This is a genomic window from Roseovarius conchicola (genome assembly GCF_041403425.1).
Classification (GTDB): domain Bacteria; phylum Pseudomonadota; class Alphaproteobacteria; order Rhodobacterales; family Rhodobacteraceae; genus Roseovarius; species Roseovarius conchicola.
In genome coordinates this window covers 798,454-816,258 of the sequence record NZ_JBGEHK010000001.1, presented here as the reverse complement: position 1 = coordinate 816,258, position 17,805 = coordinate 798,454, and the positions used below count along the sequence as shown (strand labels likewise).

19 protein-coding genes are annotated in these 17,805 nt (G+C 59.2%); 5 read left to right on the top strand and 14 right to left on the bottom strand.

Going from position 1 to position 17,805, the window contains the following annotated elements:
* From phoB to V6N02_RS03795, 10 genes are all read right to left on the bottom strand, one after another.
* Complete coding sequence (phoB, locus tag V6N02_RS03840) at positions 1 to 684, bottom strand: phosphate regulon transcriptional regulator PhoB (protein WP_371224164.1); 684 nt, start codon at positions 682 to 684, stop codon at positions 1 to 3.
* A gap of 16 nt (positions 685 to 700) precedes the next feature.
* On the bottom strand, positions 701 to 1,423 hold the full coding sequence (gene phoU, locus V6N02_RS03835) for a phosphate signaling complex protein PhoU (protein ID WP_371224163.1): 723 nt from the start codon (positions 1,421 to 1,423) through the stop codon (positions 701 to 703).
* Between the two features lie 11 nt (positions 1,424 to 1,434).
* Positions 1,435 to 2,232 carry a phosphate ABC transporter ATP-binding protein PstB gene (gene pstB, locus V6N02_RS03830; protein ID WP_371224162.1) on the bottom strand — a complete coding sequence of 266 codons (798 nt, stop codon included), beginning with the start codon at positions 2,230 to 2,232 and terminating at the stop codon, positions 1,435 to 1,437.
* Between the two features lie 21 nt (positions 2,233 to 2,253).
* Positions 2,254 to 3,606 (bottom strand): phosphate ABC transporter permease PstA, encoded by a 1,353-nt coding sequence (gene pstA, locus V6N02_RS03825; RefSeq protein WP_371224161.1) that lies wholly within the window; start codon positions 3,604 to 3,606, stop codon positions 2,254 to 2,256.
* Positions 3,603 to 5,066, bottom strand: coding sequence for a phosphate ABC transporter permease subunit PstC (gene pstC / locus V6N02_RS03820; RefSeq protein ID WP_371224160.1), 1,464 nt, complete (start codon positions 5,064 to 5,066; stop codon positions 3,603 to 3,605). The genes pstA and pstC overlap by 4 nt, the downstream gene beginning before the upstream one ends.
* A gap of 62 nt (positions 5,067 to 5,128) precedes the next feature.
* Positions 5,129 to 6,169, bottom strand: a complete 1,041-nt coding sequence (locus tag V6N02_RS03815; RefSeq protein WP_371224159.1) for a substrate-binding domain-containing protein — start codon at positions 6,167 to 6,169, stop codon at positions 5,129 to 5,131.
* A gap of 162 nt (positions 6,170 to 6,331) precedes the next feature.
* Positions 6,332 to 7,381 carry an ATP-binding protein gene (locus tag V6N02_RS03810; RefSeq protein WP_371224158.1) on the bottom strand — a complete coding sequence of 350 codons (1,050 nt, stop codon included), beginning with the start codon at positions 7,379 to 7,381 and terminating at the stop codon, positions 6,332 to 6,334.
* Between the two features lie 10 nt (positions 7,382 to 7,391).
* Entirely contained in the window at positions 7,392 to 7,913 is a 522-nt protein-coding gene (locus V6N02_RS03805) for a gamma carbonic anhydrase family protein (protein WP_371224157.1), read from the bottom strand.
* Positions 7,910 to 8,551 (bottom strand): guanylate kinase, encoded by a 642-nt coding sequence (gene gmk / locus V6N02_RS03800; protein ID WP_371224156.1) that lies wholly within the window; start codon positions 8,549 to 8,551, stop codon positions 7,910 to 7,912. The genes V6N02_RS03805 and gmk overlap by 4 nt, the downstream gene beginning before the upstream one ends.
* 18 nt (positions 8,552 to 8,569) lie before the next feature.
* On the bottom strand, positions 8,570 to 9,448 hold the full coding sequence (locus V6N02_RS03795) for a YicC/YloC family endoribonuclease (protein WP_371224155.1): 879 nt from the start codon (positions 9,446 to 9,448) through the stop codon (positions 8,570 to 8,572).
* A gap of 211 nt (positions 9,449 to 9,659) precedes the next feature.
* On the opposite strand from V6N02_RS03795, the gene V6N02_RS03790 reads away from it, so the two are divergent.
* Positions 9,660 to 10,301, top strand: a complete 642-nt coding sequence (locus tag V6N02_RS03790; RefSeq protein ID WP_371224154.1) for a PAS domain-containing protein — start codon at positions 9,660 to 9,662, stop codon at positions 10,299 to 10,301.
* 96 nt (positions 10,302 to 10,397) lie between these two features.
* Positions 10,398 to 10,583, top strand: a complete 186-nt coding sequence (locus tag V6N02_RS03785; protein WP_371224153.1) for a hypothetical protein — start codon at positions 10,398 to 10,400, stop codon at positions 10,581 to 10,583.
* Here V6N02_RS03785 and V6N02_RS03780 read toward each other — a convergent pair.
* Together V6N02_RS03780 and V6N02_RS03775 are read right to left on the bottom strand one after the other, a co-directional pair.
* On the bottom strand, positions 10,580 to 11,296 hold the full coding sequence (locus tag V6N02_RS03780; RefSeq protein ID WP_371224152.1) for an RlmE family RNA methyltransferase: 717 nt from the start codon (positions 11,294 to 11,296) through the stop codon (positions 10,580 to 10,582). The genes V6N02_RS03785 and V6N02_RS03780 overlap by 4 nt on opposite strands.
* A gap of 3 nt (positions 11,297 to 11,299) precedes the next feature.
* Positions 11,300 to 12,412 carry a Ppx/GppA phosphatase family protein gene (locus V6N02_RS03775; RefSeq protein WP_371224151.1) on the bottom strand — a complete coding sequence of 371 codons (1,113 nt, stop codon included), beginning with the start codon at positions 12,410 to 12,412 and terminating at the stop codon, positions 11,300 to 11,302.
* Between the two features lie 235 nt (positions 12,413 to 12,647).
* Between V6N02_RS03775 and V6N02_RS03770 the strand changes: the two genes are divergently transcribed.
* From V6N02_RS03770 to V6N02_RS03760, 3 genes are read left to right on the top strand one after another with little or no spacing between them, the layout of a single operon-like run.
* Positions 12,648 to 12,944: a virulence factor gene (locus tag V6N02_RS03770; RefSeq protein WP_371224150.1), complete on the top strand. Its 297-nt coding sequence runs from the start codon at positions 12,648 to 12,650 to the stop codon at positions 12,942 to 12,944.
* A gap of 26 nt (positions 12,945 to 12,970) precedes the next feature.
* Positions 12,971 to 13,903 carry a methylenetetrahydrofolate reductase gene (locus V6N02_RS03765; protein ID WP_371224564.1) on the top strand — a complete coding sequence of 311 codons (933 nt, stop codon included), beginning with the start codon at positions 12,971 to 12,973 and terminating at the stop codon, positions 13,901 to 13,903.
* A gap of 4 nt (positions 13,904 to 13,907) precedes the next feature.
* Complete coding sequence (locus tag V6N02_RS03760; protein ID WP_371224149.1) at positions 13,908 to 14,969, top strand: methyltetrahydrofolate cobalamin methyltransferase; 1,062 nt, start codon at positions 13,908 to 13,910, stop codon at positions 14,967 to 14,969.
* 67 nt (positions 14,970 to 15,036) lie between these two features.
* Here the strand turns inward: V6N02_RS03760 and V6N02_RS03755 are convergent, their stop codons facing one another.
* The gene (locus tag V6N02_RS03755; protein WP_371224148.1) at positions 15,037 to 17,079 is read right to left on the bottom strand and encodes a hypothetical protein; all 2,043 of its coding nucleotides are present in this window, start codon (positions 17,077 to 17,079) and stop codon (positions 15,037 to 15,039) included.
* Between the two features lie 45 nt (positions 17,080 to 17,124).
* Positions 17,125 to 17,730: a response regulator gene (locus V6N02_RS03750; protein ID WP_371224147.1), complete on the bottom strand. Its 606-nt coding sequence runs from the start codon at positions 17,728 to 17,730 to the stop codon at positions 17,125 to 17,127.
* Positions 17,731 to 17,805: the final 75 nt, after the last annotated feature.

Sequence of the window (17,805 nt, the reverse complement as noted above, 5' to 3'; positions counted from 1 at the left end):
TTACCCCAGCGCATAGCCCGCACCGCGAACCGTGCGCAGCGGATCATCGCCGCCAAACTGGCACAGCGCTTTGCGCAGGCGCCCGATGTGGACGTCCACGGTGCGCGAATCCACATAGATATCGCGCCCCCAGACCCGATCCAGCAGCTGGTCACGGCTCCAGACCCGGCCGGGTTTCTCCATGAAGGTGGCCAGCAGGCGAAACTCGGTTGGGCCCAGTTTCAACTGTTCGCCTGCGCGGCTGACCCGGTGAGTTTCAGCGTCCAGCACGATGTCGTCAAACTCCAACCGCTCACCCACCACCGAAGGGCGCGAACGGCGCAGATGGGCGCGCACCCGGGCCATTAGCTCGGCCACTGAATAAGGCTTGATCACATAATCATCCGCCCCGGTTTCAAGGCCCCGCACGCGATCCACCTCTTCCGAACGCGCCGAGATCATGATGATCGGCACACCGCGCGTTTCGGGACGGATTTTCAGTTGGCGACAGACTTCGATACCCGACAGGTTGGGCAACATCCAATCCAGCAAGATCAGATCGGGTGGGGCTTCGTCCGCCAGCAGCAAAGCTTCTTCGCCATCCGCGGCATGCGACACACGAAACCCTTCGGCCTCAAGGTTGTAGGCCAGTACCTCGCGCTGCGCGCGTTCATCTTCGACCAGAAGAACCGTCGGTTGTTCCATTCACCCACCCCCTGCCCTAATGCGCCGCCGGGGCGATTTCTGGGTCGATCGATGTTTGATCTTGCTTGGGGCGTGCACCGTCCGGCAGTTCGCCGGTGACCAGATAGATCACCTGCTCGGCAATGGCGGTGACGTGATCGCCCATGCGCTCGGTGTTCTTGGCGATGAAATGCAGGTGCATGCAAGGCGTGATATTGCGCGGATCTTCCATCATGAAGGTCAGGAATTCGCGGAACAGTGCATTATACATCTGATCCACATCGTGATCGCGCTGGACAACCGATTGGGCCAGTTCGGCATCGCGCTGGATATAGGCATCCAGCGCGTCCTTCAGCATCAGTTCGACCTCGCGCGCCATGCGACGCAACGCGGCGGGTGCCCCGTCAATCTCGGGCATATGCGACAGCAGGTTGGTGCGCTTGGCCATGTTCTTGGCATAATCCCCGATCCGTTCGAGGTTGCCGCTGATCTTCAGCACGGACAGCACCACGCGCAAATCTTCGGCCATGGGCGCACGCAGGGCAATCACCGTGGCAGCGGCCTGGTTGATCTGTTCCTCAAGCGCGTCAATCGCGCGATCATTATCGCGGACCTGTTCTGCCTTTTCCTCATCGCGCATTTCCAACGAGGTTGCGGCCTCCATGATGGCCTGTTCGACAAGGCCGCCCATTTTCATGATCTGGGCCTGAACCGCTTCGAGATCGCGATCAAAGGCCGAAGCAATATGCACGTCGTTCATTGCAGCTCTCCTTAGCCGATCCGTCCGGTGATGTAGCTTTCCGTGCGCTCATCCGTAGGGTTTGTGAAAATCTGTTCGGTTGCGCCAAATTCCACCAGATGACCCAGGTGGAAAAACGCTGTTTTCTGGCTGACGCGGGCGGCCTGTTGCATCGAGTGGGTCACGATCACCACCGAATAGCTTTGGCGCAGTTCGTCGATCAGTTCTTCGACCTGCGCGGTCGCGATCGGGTCAAGCGCCGAGCACGGTTCGTCCATCAACAGCACTTCGGGTGCCGTGGCCACGGCGCGGGCAATGCACAAGCGTTGTTGCTGCCCACCCGAGAGGCCAGTGCCCGGGGCGCTGATACGGTCCTTAACCTCGTCCCAGAGCGCGGCGCGGCGTAGCGATTTTTCAACGATCTCGTCCAGCTCGGCCTTGTTGCGGGCCATGCCATGGATACGCGGGCCGTAAGCAACGTTGTCATAGATCGATTTGGGGAACGGGTTCGGCTTTTGAAACACCATCCCGACCTTGGCGCGCAGTTGCACGGGATCGACCTGCTTGTGATAGATGTCTTCGCCATCCAACAGGATGTCACCTTCGATCCGGCAAATATCAATCGTATCATTCATCCGGTTCAGACAGCGCAGGAATGTGGATTTTCCACAGCCCGAGGGGCCGATGAAGGCGGTGACGGTTTTATCGTCCAGATCGACATTCACGTCTTTGATGGCATGGTTATCACCATAATAAACCTGAACATTCTTGGCCGAGAATCTGTAGGTGGACTGGTCCAAACTGCTCTCCGACTGTGGTGTGTCATACATTGTATCGGTGTCCTCGTGCTCTTACCAGCGGCGCTCAAATCTGCGGCGTAGCAGGATTGCGATAAGGTTCATGGTCAAAAGGAAGGCCAGAAGGATGATGATCCCGCCCCAGGCGCGTTCGATAAAGGCCGGGTCCGAACGCTTGGCCCATTCATAAATCTGCGCTGGCATGGCCGAATTCGGGTCAAGGAACCCTGCCGCGACGCCATCAGGTGCGTTGGTGGCGATGTAGCCCACCATCCCTATCAGCAGAAGTGGTGCGGTTTCCCCGAGGGCCTGGGCCAGACCGATGATCGTGCCGGTCAGAATGCCGGGCATTGCCAGCGGCAGAACATGGTGGAACACCGCCTGCATTTTCGACGCGCCCACCCCAAGGGCCGCGTCGCGGATCGAGGGCGGCACAGCGCGCAGCGACGCACGGGTCGAAATGATGATCGTCGGCAGCGTCATCAGCGTCAGCACCAAGCCACCCACCAGAGGGGCGGATTGCGGCAGGTGCATAAACTGGATGAAGACGGCCAGACCAAGAATTCCGAACACGATGGACGGTACTGCGGCGAGGTTCGAGATATTCACCTCTATCAGGTCGGTGAACTTGTTCTTGGGCGCGAATTCTTCAAGGTAGATGGACGCCGCCACGCCAATCGGCAGCGACAGCAGCAATACCACCAGCATCATGAAGAACGACCCGATCATCGACACGCCCATACCGGCTTGCTCTGGGCGCTTGTCCGAGGCATCCGATCCGGTGATGAAGGCAAGGTTGAACCCCGAGGTCAGAATATCGTTGTCCAGCAGCGCATCCGCCAAATCCAACTGGGCAACGTTGATGTTCTTGTCCTCGGCGATAGTGTCCCGGCTGACCCGGTCTTTCAGATAACCGTCCACCCGCGAAGCCGCGAGGATGCGGAAATCCACCGTCTCGCCGATCCGATCGGGATTGTTGATCACGTAGTCGCGCACCTGGGCTGCGGCCGAGGGCGAAATAAGGTTCTTCATGTCCTTGGGCTTGGAAAGCCCGGTCTCAATCCCGGCTTCCTGCACTTGGTCCAACAGCCCTTGTTGGATCAGTGGCGCATAGCCGAAGGTCGAGACTTTCTTGATATCATCAATGTCACGCGCACCGTTTTTGTCCAGCTTGGCCGGGTCCAGATAGACCGGCACATTCAGGAATGCTTGCTGGAACGCACCGGTGCCGTTGCCCATGATCGTCGCCAGAAGGATCACAAGGAACAGCAAACCGGTGAAGATCGCCGTCAGGCCATAGGCGCGAAAGCGTTTTTCGGCGGCATTGCGGCGACGGGTACGCTCGTCTTGTTTCATCAGGCCGCCCTTGACGGGACGGGCTGCGGGAGAGGCTGTTGCGTCGGTCATTCGTATTGCTCCCGGTACTTGCGGACGATGTAGAGGGCAAACACGTTCAGCCCCAGCGTGATGATGAACAGCGTCATGCCAAGGGCGAAGGCCACCAGCGCTTCGGGGCTGGCAAAGTCAGCATCGCCCGTCAACTGGCTGACGATCTTGGCCGTGATCGTGGTCATCGCGTCAAACGGGTTCAGGCTGAGCCTTGCAGCGGCCCCTGCCCCAAGCACCACGATCATCGTCTCGCCGATGGCGCGGCTGGCAGCCAGCAGGATCGCCCCGGCGATACCCGGAAGGGCGGCCGGAAGGATCACTTGGCGAATTGTCTCGGACTTGGTGGCCCCAAGCCCGTAGGAGCCATCGCGCATCGCCTGGGGAACCGCGTTGATGATGTCATCACTGAGTGAGGAAACGAAGGGGATCAGCATGATCCCCATCACCAACCCGGCGGTCATCACGGCTGTTCCCGCCTGCATCCAACCAAGGCCATCATCGCCGAACACCTTCATCAGCATTGGGCCGACCGTCAGCAGTGCGAAGAGGCCATAAACTATGGTAGGAATGCCCGCCAACACCTCCAGAAGAGGTTTAGCGAAAGAGCGCAGCTTCGGCCCCGCATATTCCGACAGATAAATCGCGGCGAAAAGCCCGATGGGTACAGCGACCAGAAGGGCAATCACCGAGATGTAAAGCGTGCCCCAGAGAAGCGGCCAGATACCCAGTTCGGACCCGCCACCAAAGCTGGGCGACCATGTAAGTGAGCCAAAGAAGTCGGAGGCCGGATAAACGCGGAAAAACTCGACGGTGTTGAAGATCAACGACAGCACGATGCCCAGCGTGGTCAGAATGGCGATCGAGGCCGCCATCACAAGCAGCGTGCGGATCACCGCCTCGACGGCGTTGCGCGCGCGAAAATCCTTGTGGGTACGTCTATAGGCGTAAAGGAAGCCCGCGACTCCCATCAACAGCACGACGATGGTCATGGCCCAGATGGCGGTGTTCGACATCGCGCGGTATCTCTGCGCGGCCAATAGCACCTCGGCCGAGACGTTTGAGCCAAGCGCCACGCCGACACTGGCCAGGCGCTCCCGGACATTGGTGAATTCGGTGCGAATGTCCGTGGCCTCTTCGGCTGTCATCGCCCCGTTTGACACCGCAAAATCAAGCCCGTCAGCCACACGTCGTACGTCACTCATCATAAGGCTGAGCGAACCGTCTTCAGGGATGGCGCTTTGCGGGATCTGACCTTGCACCGACGAGCCGACGATCAGTGGCTGCGCGATCAGCCAGGTGCCGAGGATCAGGAACCCCGGGACCGCGGCACTGAGCGCGACATTGACGCCATAGTAATTCGGTCGGGAGTGGAGAATGCGAGCGTCCCCCTGCCCTGCGGCCAGGGCGCGGGCGCGGCCGATGAAAAACCCTGCCACTGCAATCGTCAGCAGGATCAGAACAATCGTGAAGGTGGGCATGGCAGCTCCGCAGTCAAAGGGTTGAGGCGGCGCAGGGATGCGCCACCTCGCGATTGGGTCGCTTAGCTTCCGCCGCCCATGACGGATTCGTCTGACACGACAGCTTGCGTTGCTGCCAGCTCAGGATCGGATACCAGACCGTATTCTGCCAGAGGGCCGTCGGGACCGGCGATTTCATCCGAGACAAAGAATTCAGCGAATTCCTTGAGGCCGGGGATAACGCCCATATGAGCTTTCTTGATGTAGAAGAACAACGGGCGTGACACCGGGTACTCGCCCGAAGCGATGGTTTCGGTCGACGGGCTGATGCCGCCCATGGTGGCCACTTTCAGGGTGTCGGTGTTGTTTTCATAGAAAGCCAGGCCAAAGACGCCAATGCCGTCCTGGTTGCTGTCGATACGGGCGAGGGTTTCCGTATAGTCACCATCGATATCCACAGACTTACCGTCGGTGCGCACTTTAATGCAGGCATCCTCGGCGTCATCCTCGGACATGCCCGCTTCCATCATAGCCGCCATCGCGCCGGATTCTTCACAGCCCACAGCGATCACTTTTTCTTCGAAGACCTCGCGGGTACCATGCTTGGTTCCCGGAATGAAGGCAGCGATTTCAACGGCGGGCAGATCAGGGTTCACATCGGCCCAGGTGGTATGCGGGTTATCCACCAGCGCACCGTCAACCATAACTTTTGGGCCCAGGGCGTTGAACCAGTCCACTGCTTGGAATTCGGTGAAGGCGGGGCCAGATTTCTGGCTGGCAAAGACAATACCATCATACCCGATGCGCACTTCGATGATGTCGGTCACGCCATTTTCTGCACAGGCTTTGACTTCTTTTTCGCGGATCGCACGTGATGCGTTTGCAATGTCGATCGTGTTTTCACCAACACCTTCGCAGAAGCGCTTCAGACCGGCAGACGACCCGCCCGATTCAACAACCGGTGTGGGGAAGTCAAAGTTCTCACCGAAGGCTTCGGCGACAATCGAGGCATAAGGCAGCACGGTGGACGACCCGGCAACCTGAACATTGTCACGCGCCATCGCGGCAGTGGCCGAAAGGGCGGCAATGGCTGTGGCCGAGGCGGAGATTTTGAGAAGGGACATGCGAAACGCTCCTGTTTTTGCATAAAACCGGCCGCAAGCAGATCGCGGCTCTGTCCCGGGGCATAACGGCCCGGCACTACGCTTTTGTTACGTTTTTGTAACGGTTTTATGACGACAGCAAAGAAACGGCGCTGTTCCAAAGGGCGGCGATGTAATGCCCTGCTACAAAGGCAAAATAGCCCTGAATTCACTGCCTTTTCCGACCGCACTGGAAATCCGCAAACGCCCGCGATGACGGTTCAGGATATGCTTGACGATGGCCAGACCCAGGCCCGTCCCCCCCATTTCGCGGGATCGGTGGTTGTCGACACGGTAGAATCGCTCGGTCAGGCGGGGAATATGCACTGCTTCAAAACCCGGGCCCTCATCCTGCACTGTCAGATGGGCCGCCGGGCCAAGAACAAGCGGATCGTTTTCCGAGGTCTTCAGCGTGACATGCACAGCCCTGTCCGGCCCACCGTATTTGATCGCGTTTTCCACCAGATTTGTCAAAACCTGACGCAGCTGGTCAGGGTCGCCCCGCACCACAAGCGCGTCGTCCTCAGGCGTTATAGAATTGAGGGATACGTTGGTTTCACGCCCAAGGGGCGTCAATGTCTGAAGCACGGAGTGTACAATCTCACACAGATCCACTGTGGTCTGTGGACGTACGCGTTCCTGTGCTTCGACACGGCTGAGAGACAGCAGATCGCGGACCAGTCGTTCCATCCGCTCGGCCTCGTCCTGCATGATATCCAGAAACCGCGTGCTGGCCTCTTTGTCATTGCGGGCTGGTCCGCGCAGGGTTTCGATGAAACCCATAAGGGCTGTCAAAGGGCTGCGTAATTCGTGGCTGACATTTGCTACAAAATCGCGGCGCATCTGGCTGGCCTGCTGAAAATGGGTGATGTCCTCAAAGCTGACCAGAACGCCCTGCCCCTGTCCCGTCTCCACGCTGGCGCAGCGGGTTACGAACGTCGTATCCTGCGCGCCATCGTTGGCAAGGTATCGGGTTTCCTGAGGCAGACCGTCGCGCAGGGTTGCTTCAACCGCGTCGAGCACGGTGGGTTGGCGCAGGATCGTCATGTAGTGACGGCCGGACAGCGCATCGGGTTGCCCATCGCCCAACAGGTCCGCAGCCCCCTGGTTTGCAGCGATAATTCTGTCTTGCGACCCGATCAGCACGGCAGGCATAGGTATTGCAAGACACAGGCTGACCAGTGCGCTTACCATCCCGGCCGCCCTAGACCTCGGTCAGACCGGCGCGAAAGCGGCGCATGTTTTGTTGGTAATGCAACGCGCTGTTGCGCAGGCCCTGAATGGCGTCTTCGCTCAACTGACGCACCACCTTGCCGGGGCTGCCCATTACCAGCGACCCGTCGGGAATATCCTTGCCTTCGGTGATCAGTGCCCCTGCCCCGATCAGGCAATTGCGACCGATGGTAGCCCCGTTCAGCACTGTGGCACCCATCCCGATCAGAGAGTTTTCGCCAATGGTACAGCCATGCAGCATTGCCTTGTGCCCAATGGTGCACCCCGCGCCGATGGTCAGCGGATAGCCCATATCGGTGTGCATCACGGTGTTTTCCTGCACATTGCTACCCGCCCCGATCAGGATCAGCTCGTTATCACCGCGCAAAGTGCATCCGAACCAGACCGATGCGCCTTCTTCAAGGTTCACCTGACCGATCAGGTTCGCATCAGGCGCCACCCAAGTGTCATCGGCAATCTGTGGTGCATGGCCGTCCAGGGCATAAAGGGTCATTGTGTATCCTCAAACTCGGCATGGAGCGCCTTGACATGGGCGTTCAGCCCGGGTTGTTGCAGACGTTTCAAGCGGGCCGCGGTGATGATGGACTTCAATTGTGTGTCCGTCTCATCCAGATCGTCATTGATCAGAACATAATCATATTCGGCCCAATGACTGATCTCATCCCAGCTTTTGCGCATCCGTTTGGCGATCACCTCGGCGCTGTCCTGCCCCCGATTAATCAGACGGCGATGCAGTTCGGTGATCGAAGGCGGCAGGATGAAAATCGACAAAGTGTGCTGCCCAAGGGCAGAATTCTGAATCTGCTGCGCCCCTTGCCAGTCAATGTCGAACAGAACATCGCGCCCGGTGTCGATGGCCGCCTGCACCGGCGCGCGGGGTGAGCCGTAGAAATTGCCAAAGACATGGGCATGTTCCAGCATATCACCCTCTGCCACGTCGGCGTTGAACTGTTTCTCACTCATGAAGTGATAGTCCTGACCGTCCACCTCGCCCTCGCGCGGGGTGCGGGTCGTGGCCGAGACCGAAAAGGCAATCGTCGGATCCCACTCGCGCAGGCGCCGGGACAAGGTCGATTTACCCGCGCCGGATGGCGAGCTGAGAATGATAAGAAGTCCTCTGCGTTGGCTCATGCTGCTCTCTGCCTCTTGTTATTCGACATTCTGAACCTGTTCGCGCATTTGGTCGATTACTGTTTTCAACTCCAGCCCGATCTTGGTCAACGCGGGGCTCTGTGCCTTGGAACACAGGGTATTGGCTTCTCGATTAAACTCCTGGCTCAGGAAATCCAGCTTGCGCCCGATGGGTGAACCTGCGGCGATGAGGTCGCGTGCGGCGGCCACATGCGCGCGCAACCGGTCGATTTCTTCGGTCACATCGGCCTTGACGGCCAGCACGGCCAACTCCTGCGCGATGCGCGCCTCGTCAATGTTATCGGCATTTTCGGTGACCCGCGCGAGGGCCGCGCGCAGGGCCTCGGCGGCTTCGGGTTTACGGGCTTCCGCAGCGGTAGCCGACGCTTCGGTCAAAGCGGCGATCTCGGTGATTTGCGCATCCATCAAACTGCTCAAGGCCGCCCCCTCATGAGCGCGCATGGCGAGGAAACTTTCCAAAACCGCCTCAAAATCTTCAAGCAACGCCTTTGACAGGGCTGTGCTGTCTACCTCGGCTCGCCCGGCTTCCATCACGCCGCGCAAGGCAAGGATATCAACCGCATTGGACGGGGCCAGTGTCACGCCGCGATCCATGGCCTGGGTTTCCACCTCGGCCAGCGCGCTGAGAACCGTGTTCAGTTGCGCGCTGTTCAGCACCTGACCGCCGCCCTTCTCCTCGGTACTCAGCCGCAGGTTCAACGTGACGTTGCCCCGTGCCATGGCCTTGCCCAGACGTGTGCGTAATGCGGTTTCCAGCCCGTCGATCCAATCGGGTACCCGCAGGCGCAGATCCAGACCCTTGCCATTCACGCTGCGCAATTCCCACGCCCAGCTATAGATTTCAAACTGTCCCTGGCCCGAGGCAAATGCGGTCATCGAATGCAGCACGCAGGCGTTCCTTTTTGTTGCAATGCGCCTTCTCCTACTGGGTTTTGCGCAAGACTGACAACCGATTTTGCGACCAGAGCGCACGAGCTTTCCGTTTCTGGTTAACCAATTGAGAGGTTTTTTTAGACAAAAGCGCAATCAAATGTGCCATTATTTAGCTTGCAGGGGGATCGGCGATTCTACTTAGGGGTGATTATTGATGGACAGTTGCAATCCAAGCGATGTCGTAGCTCTCGGGCCAAGCAGCGGGATTTCAAGAGAAAAACACCTTGGTTCCTTTGTCAGCTATTGGCAAAGCATGCGCAAGATGGGCGATGTCCCGCGCCGGTCCGATATCGACCCGCGCGGTATCGAACCGCTTTTGGAGAATGCGCTGATTGTGGAAAAAATTGCGCCTGGGCTTGCGCGGATGCGTATCGCGGGCTCTCAACTGAGCGATCTGATGGGTATGGAAGTGCGGGGCATGCCGCTCAGCGCCTTTATTGAACCTGCGGGCCGAGAAGAGCTTGCCGATCTTCTGGCCGATCTGTTCGAGCGCCCCGCGATCCTTGACCTTGCTCTAAAAAGCCCCTCGTCGATCGGGCGGCCTGCGATGACCGGGCGTCTTGTATTGTTGCCGCTGCGCAGCGACCTGGGAGATATCTCGCGCGCCTTGGGCTGTTTCATCACCGATGGGGTTTCAGGCCGGGTGCCGCGCCGGTTTCGCATCACCAATCGCACCGTGACCCCTGTGACCTTGCCGGAAGAGGCCTGCATGGCCTTCGCCGAGGCCCCCACGCCCTTCGAAGGCAACGCGCCGGCCCATCCCAGCGAGCGGCCATATCTGCGTCTGGTTAAGTAAACCTGCCTGAAACCCGCCCAAAAGAAGCACGCGGCCCGTTACATTGAGGCCCTATTTTCCTGTCATGACAATCCTGAAAACTGACAGGAGAGCATCATGGAACGGACCCGCAAAACTTTCAGGGCCCCCAAATTTCACCGACTGTTCGAATTCATTCGCCAGGGAGATTTGGCAAATGACATGGCCAATCGTCCGGTGACGCATGGGGCCGCGCACGGTTCCGACTTGTTGGTCTTACAGATCGCAGCCGCCCAATCGCTCAACCCTGATGCAGGCCGTTAACCTCGAAACCCGGTTGCGACCACGAATTTTTCTGAACTGTCCGAGCGTGAGGCAGGGGGTTTGACATTGGCCACTTTGGTGAACCGTTGCTTCAGCAGCTTTTGCAATTCGCCCTCCGCTCCGCCCGCCAGCACTTTGGACACGAAGGTCCCGCCCTCTTCCAGAACGTCAAAGGCAAAGTACGCCGCTGCCTCGCACAGCGCCATGATGCGCAGATGGTCGGTTTGTTTGTGCCCCGAACTGGAGGCTGCCATATCCGACATCACCACATCGGCCTTGCCACCCAACCAGTTTTTGACTTTGTCATCGGCCCCTTCATCCATGAAATCGAGCTGGTGAAATTCGCAGCCTGCCAAGGGTTCCACCTCTTGCAGGTCAATGCCCAGAATACGCCCCTGCGCCTTCCCTGACTTTTCGCCTAATGCGTTGACGCGCGGCACAGCCACCTGGCACCACCCTCCGGGCGCACAGCCCAGATCCACCACCCGCGCACCGGGCACCAGAAAGCGGAATTTGTCATCCAGTTCCATGATCTTGAAGGCCGCGCGTCCGCGATACCCTTCGGTCTGCGCACGCTTGACATAAGGGTCATTCAATTGCCGCTGCAACCACCGGGTCGAGCTTGAGCGCCGCCCGCGTGCCGTCTTGACCTTTACGGTCAGGTCACGCTGACCACGCCCCGAGGTGTTTTTGCCATCTGGTCCCTTGGCCATGGCTCAGTCTCCTTTGTCGTTCAGCACGCCATCAGCCGCCATCTGGGCATAGAGCATCCCTTCGCGCAGGCCCCGGTCCGCAACGGACAGGCGATCCGTTGGCCAGCACCGAAGCAGCGCCTGAAGGATCGCCGAACCGGACATGATGAGCGCCTGACGGTCCTGCCCGATACGAGGATCCTTGCGCCGTCCCGCCTCGCCCAGTGTCAGGTAGCGGCGGATCACCGCGTCGATCTCGTCGCTGGTCATGGTCAGGCCGTCAACCTTGTTTCGATCATAACGTTTCAAGCCCAGGTGGCTGGCCGCGACTGTGGTCACCGTGCCCGAGGTGCCAACGATCTGGAACCCGTCGCGGGGCTGTTCGTTCTTATAGGGCGCAAACTCGGCCAGGTTTTCCTCGAAATACCAGCTCATCAGGGCAAAGCGCGCGGCATCGTCTTCAACATCGTTGAACTGATCCCGCAGGGTAGCCACGCCCAGCGGGACACTGATCCAGTCGACCACCTTGGCTCCTTCAATGCCAGGAGGCGTCTGAAATCCCGAATGCATGCGCATGATCGATTGTGCGCGGTCTGTGCGCGCGACCTTGGTCAGGTCAATCCAGACCAGTTCGGTCGAGCCCCCGCCGATATCGACCACCAGCAATTGATCGGTGCTGGGCGCCACCAGCGGCGCACAGGACACCACGGCCAATTGTGCCTCTTCCTGCGGGTCGATGATGTCCAGGGTCAGGCCGGTTTCGCGGCGTACGCGCGACATGAATTCGGCCCCGTTTGTCGCACGTCGGCAAGCCTCGGTTGCAACGAGGCGCATGCGTTTGACCTTGTGGCGCTTGAGTTTCTGGCGGCAGACGCGCAGCGCCTGAATGGTGCGGTAGATGGACGAACGGGACAATCGGCCCGAATGCTCAAGCCCGGCCCCAAGTTGAACCGATTTGGAGAAGCTATCCACGACTTTAAACTGAGTGCCGCGCGGTTCGGCAATCAGCATTCTGCAACTGTTTGTTCCCAGATCCAATGCCGCATAGAGCGGAGATGCTGCACCAGCTGGGTTGAGTGCGGGGCTCTCAACCTGTTCAGGGATCGCGCCCGCACCATTGGGACGCTTGGGCGCCATGACGTCACGCCCTCCATTTCGAGTTGGGATCAAGATAGGAGTCTTCCAGAGACGGCGCAATCCCTTGCGGTGCCGAAAATGGTTATGAGAAACTTTCACAGGCAGGACGGTAGAAAGGTCACGTCGGATCGCATAGGACAAATGCGTCGCTGTGAGAATGCATGAAGTCGAAAACCGACCGTGAATGTGCCGCCATGTGCCCTAGATAGGGACAACTGAGAAAGAGGAATCAGCTATGGTTGATGTCACTGTTGTTTACTGGCGCGATATTCCCGCGCAAGTGATCGTGGGCAAGGGCCGTCGCGGCACCAAAAAACAACTGCCCGAGCGGTTTGAGCAGGCCATTGACCGGGCAGCGATGAAGACCGGCGCTGCCGGAACAGATGAATACCTCGCCGAGTGGCGCAAGGCAGCACCCTACTCTGTCGAGGGTGAGGCAAATGACGTGGTGGAAGCCGAGGCCGCGCGTCTCGATGCAGAATATGACCAGGACCGGATCAAGGCCCTGATCGCCAATGATGGATGGGCATGAGCAATCGCTCTTTTTGGGAGGCCGCTATGGCTTTGTTGAATTTCCGCAAGCGTGAAAGCGCCATTGACAAACCTGTGAATGGCAATGTCGAGGCGTTCCTCAAGGGATACTCGATCGAGGTGATGCCACGCACCGCCGAAAAGGTAGAGAACTTCCGCGATCTGCTGCCCGAAGGCACGCGCGTCTACATAGCCCATATCGAGGGCACCCCGATCGAAGACATGGTCGCCACTGCCAAGCGTTTGGCCGAGGATGGCTATCCGGTGATGCCGCATTTCCCGGCGCGCATCATCAAGGATCAGGCCACGCTGGCCGACTGGATCGCGCGCTATCAAGGTGAGGCCGGTGTTGATCAGGCCCTTCTTTTGGCTGGTGGTGTGACCGAGCCGCATGGTGACTTTGACAGTTCTATGCAGCTGCTGGAAAGTGGCGAATTCGGCAAGGCCGGCTTCAAACGCCTGCACGTAGCAGGTCACCCCGAAGGCAACCGCGACATCGATCCCGATGGCGGCACCCGCAATATCGACGAAGCCCTGCAATGGAAGCAGAAATTCTCGGAAACATCGGATGCGAAGATGGCCCTGGCCACGCAATTCTCGTTTGACGCGTATCCGGTGATCAACTGGGCCAACAGCCTTAGCGCCGCCGGGATCGATCTGCCTGTTCATATTGGCATTGCCGGTCCGGCCAAGCTGCAAACCCTGATTAAGTTTGCGATTGCCTGCGGTGTTGGCCCCTCTCTTAAAGTGCTGCAGCGGCGCGCGATGGACGTTTCAAAGCTGCTTTTGCCCTATGAGCCGGACGAGATCGTGAAAGCTCTGGCCGATCACAAGGCAGAGAACCCCGATTTCAACATCGAGTCGGTGCATTTCTTCCCGCTGGGCGGGATCAAGACCAACGCCAACTGGGCGATTGAAAACGGCGGCGCCTCGGGCGTACCCGCCAACCAACAAGGATAAATAAATGACCCGCACCATTGTTGAGAGCAAAACCAAGACCGCCATCATCGGCTTTGATCAGCCCTTCTGCGTGATTGGCGAGCGCATCAACCCCACGGGCCGCAAGAAACTGGCGGCCGAATTGGAAGCCGGTGATTTTTCGACCGTTGAGGCGGATGCGGTGGCGCAGGTTGCGGCCGGGGCGACAGTTCTCGATGTGAACGCGGGCGTGGTCTACAATTCCAACCCCAACCCGAACGAGACCGAACCACCGCTGATGACCAAGATGATCGAGCTGGTGCAAGGTCTGGTTGATGTGCCGTTGTGCATCGACAGTTCCGTTCCTGCCGCCTTGGAAGCGGGTTTGCAGGCCTGTGAAGGCCGCCCCCTGCTGAACTCGGTCACCGGCGAAGAAGACCGCCTGGAATTCGTTCTTCCATTGGTGAAGAAATACAATGTTCCGGTGGTTGCTATCTCGAACGATGACACCGGTATTTCCGAAGACCCCGAAGTACGCTTTGCGGTGGCCAAGAAGATCGTTGAGCGCGCTGCTGACTTTGGCATTCCGGCCCACGATATCGTGGTTGATCCGCTGGTGATGCCGATTGGTGCGATGGGCACGGCTGGTCTGCAGGTCTTTACGCTGGTGCGCAAACTGCGCGAGGAACTGGGCGTGAACACCACCTGTGGTGCCTCCAACATCAGCTTTGGCCTGCCCAACCGTCACGGCATCAACAACGCTTTCCTGCCTATGGCGATGGGCGCAGGTATGACATCGGCAATCATGAATCCTGTCGCCCTGCCCGTGAAACAGGCCGAAAAAGACGCCAAGCGCGCCGCGGCCGAGGCGGCTGGCATCGTGATTCCCGAGGACATGGATGACGAAACCTTCTGCCAGCTCTTCGGCCTTGGGTCGACGAAACCACGTGCGGGCAAGGAAATGGAGGCCATTCGTGCCGCCAACTTCCTGACCGACAATGACCCGCACGGCGCGGCCTGGATTCGCACCAACAAGGCGCCATCGGCCGAGGGCGAAGAAGGTGGTCGCGGTGGTCGCTCGGGTGGACGCCGTCGTCGCCGGGCATAATCTTCTGACAGAATTGAATGGCCCCCGCAACCGGATGGATGCGGGGGCCTTTTTTGTTTGCCAGCCTTCAGGGTGCGGTGATCTCAAGAGTGAGTTTGAAATCTTCCTCAAAAACGGCAAGCTGCTTGGTGACGGTATCTGCTCGACTGGTGTCCCCGGCGGTGCCGGTCAGCGTAATCTGATGCGCGTCCATGCTAAGCGTCCCTTTCTGCAGCAGGGACAAAGCCTTGAGGCTGGCGCGTGCTGCGATCCACCACTCGGCGTCGGCCGGGATAGCCGCGAAGTCCAGGGCGTCTGCTGTCACCGGGTATCCAAGGATCGCCGCCTGCGACGCCGGACCAAGGTCACTGGGGGTTTTCCCACTGAGCGTGGCGCGGTGACCGTCGAAGTCTAAACGGAACGCAAACGGGCGGCCATCGTCCTGAAAGGTCAGGTCAGTCATGGCGCTGTAGCCGGCGGGCAGGTTTTCCAGACGCGTCAACACCTCGCGTTCACGGGCCGGGTTAAGCACCGTGCCTCTGAGCAGAAGCTGATCACCTGTCAGTTCCAGCCGCCCTCGGGCAAACAAGGTCAGGGCGTCTGCCCCCGTGATCGCCGCCGCCTGCCAATTCAGCGGCGGTGGGTTGGGTGTGATGATCAAAGTATCTTCAAGCAGCTCCACGCCAAGCGCGTCACTCAGCATGGTAAGGGTCAGGCTATCGGGTAGCTTGCCCGACGCGCTCGCATTCTTGCCATCGAAATCGAGCGTCAAACGCACCGGCGTTCCATCATCGATCAACGTGAGATCCAGCGCCAGTTCCACCCCCTCGGGCAGTCCGGCCAGATGCATGGTTAACTCTTCGGCAGCAAGTGGGTCTTGTACCAGTGCGTTCAGGCTCAGCGTGGTGCCATCGAATTTCAGGGTGCCACTTTCGCTCATGCTTAGCCCCTCAGCCCCGATGCTGGCCGCGTCCCACCATACCTGGCCGGGTGAAATGCGCGCAATCTCAAGCCCATCGTCTTCAAGGGGTACGCCAATCAGGGCGGAAAGAACCGGCGACGACAGGCTGCGGGGCACCTTGCCGGAGGCAACACCAATGCCATCCGCCACTTCGAGTGTTAATCCGAAAGGCGCGCCACTATCGGCCAGCGTGATATCGGCAGAGACCTGCATTCGGGATGGCAGCCCCTCAAGCGTGGCCATCACCTTATCATAAGCCTCTTGCGACCAGGCATCGCCGGTCAAGGTCAGGCTGCGCCCGATCACCGCCAGATGGCCAGAATGCAGATGCTCTAACGCACCGACCCCCTGCAAGACCCCCTGCCCCCAACCCTCGAACGGAACGGGCAAGGGCGAGGCTGCGATTTCGGCCCCCTCGGTGGTCGGCAATTGCCCGACAAGTTCTGCAGGCAGCTTGCCGGACAGGCTGGGCGTGCCGCCCTCGCTGCGTGCCGCGTTCAGACGCAGGGGCGTGCCATCATCCAGCACGACGATCTTATGGGATACCACGTAACCCTCTGGCAGGTCTTCGATCAGCAATAGGGCGCGATCCCTGATGTCCGGAGTCAATGCATCACCGGTCAGGCGTACTGTCTGGTCCTGCAGCTTAAGGATCCCATGATCCAACTGTGACAAACCCCTCAGACCGGCGGTGGCGACATTAGGCCAGTGTTCATCCGGTGAACCAGAGGCGAGTGTCAGCGCGTCAACCCCTTCGCCAAAATCCTGACGCAGGGCGTCGCGCACGGCTTCGCTTGGGACACCGCCGGTGAATTTGATATCACCGCCCTCTTCCAGCCGCGCGCCCAAGGCAAATGGCTCTATACGTTCCAACAACGTCACTTCCGAGCGCAGCTTGCCGCGGCCTTCGATCTTGCGCAATTGGCCCAAAATGTCGTCTTTTTCGACCTCACTGTCGGCCAGTCCGGTCAGGGTGATGTTGCGCCCGTCCACGATGGCGCGCAGCCCATGAACGCTTTCGGTGGTGATCGCATTGGCTTGGGCGCGGATTCCAGCCTCGACAAGGGGTTCGTCAGATCGGAAATTGAACAGCCCCAGGGCAAACAAAGCTCCGATCAACAGCAGCGCGCCGAAGAAATCTTCCATCGAATATGTGCGTTCGCGCTTCATCCTGCCGTGGTTAAACACGCGAGGTAGGCCAAGGTAAACCCCGTTTCAGCACAGCCCCTGATCACGCGCCAGCATGGCGGCATGGGTGCGATTGCGCGCGCCGAGTTTGCGCGACAGTGTCTTGAGATGCAATTTGACCGTGACCTCCTGAATCTTCAGATCACGGGCGATTTCCTTGTTGGATTTGCCATGGCTGATCCCGCGCAGCACGTCCAGTTCGCGTGGGGTCAAGGCGATGCTCAGACCACCTTGTGCCGGATCAGACAAAAACTCGATCGGCATATAGACGTCACCGGCCAGCATTTCCCGTACCGCGGCCACCATATCCATGGGCGCAAGTGTCTTGGGCAGGAAACCTGCCGCGCCGTCGCGCAATGCACGGCGTGCCACATCCCGCGGCGCCGTGCCAGACAGAATGGCCACCGGACAGTTCGCCAATTGCCGCATCCGTGCCAGGCCAGCCAGTTGGTCCATTCCCGGCATCGAGTAATCCAGCAAGATCAGATCAAATGGAGCGAACGCCGAGTAATCATGGCACGCCTGCTCAAGGCTGGGCGCGCTGACAACCTGAAATCCACCTTGATGGCGCAGGTAATCAGCCAGTGTTTCGCGCACCAGAGCGTGATCATCAGCCAAGAGCAGCTTGGGCATCGGGAATTCGATCCTTTGGCCTGACGGGGCGTTCTTTAACAGAAAAAGGTCATAATTACCGCGAAAAAGGCCCCC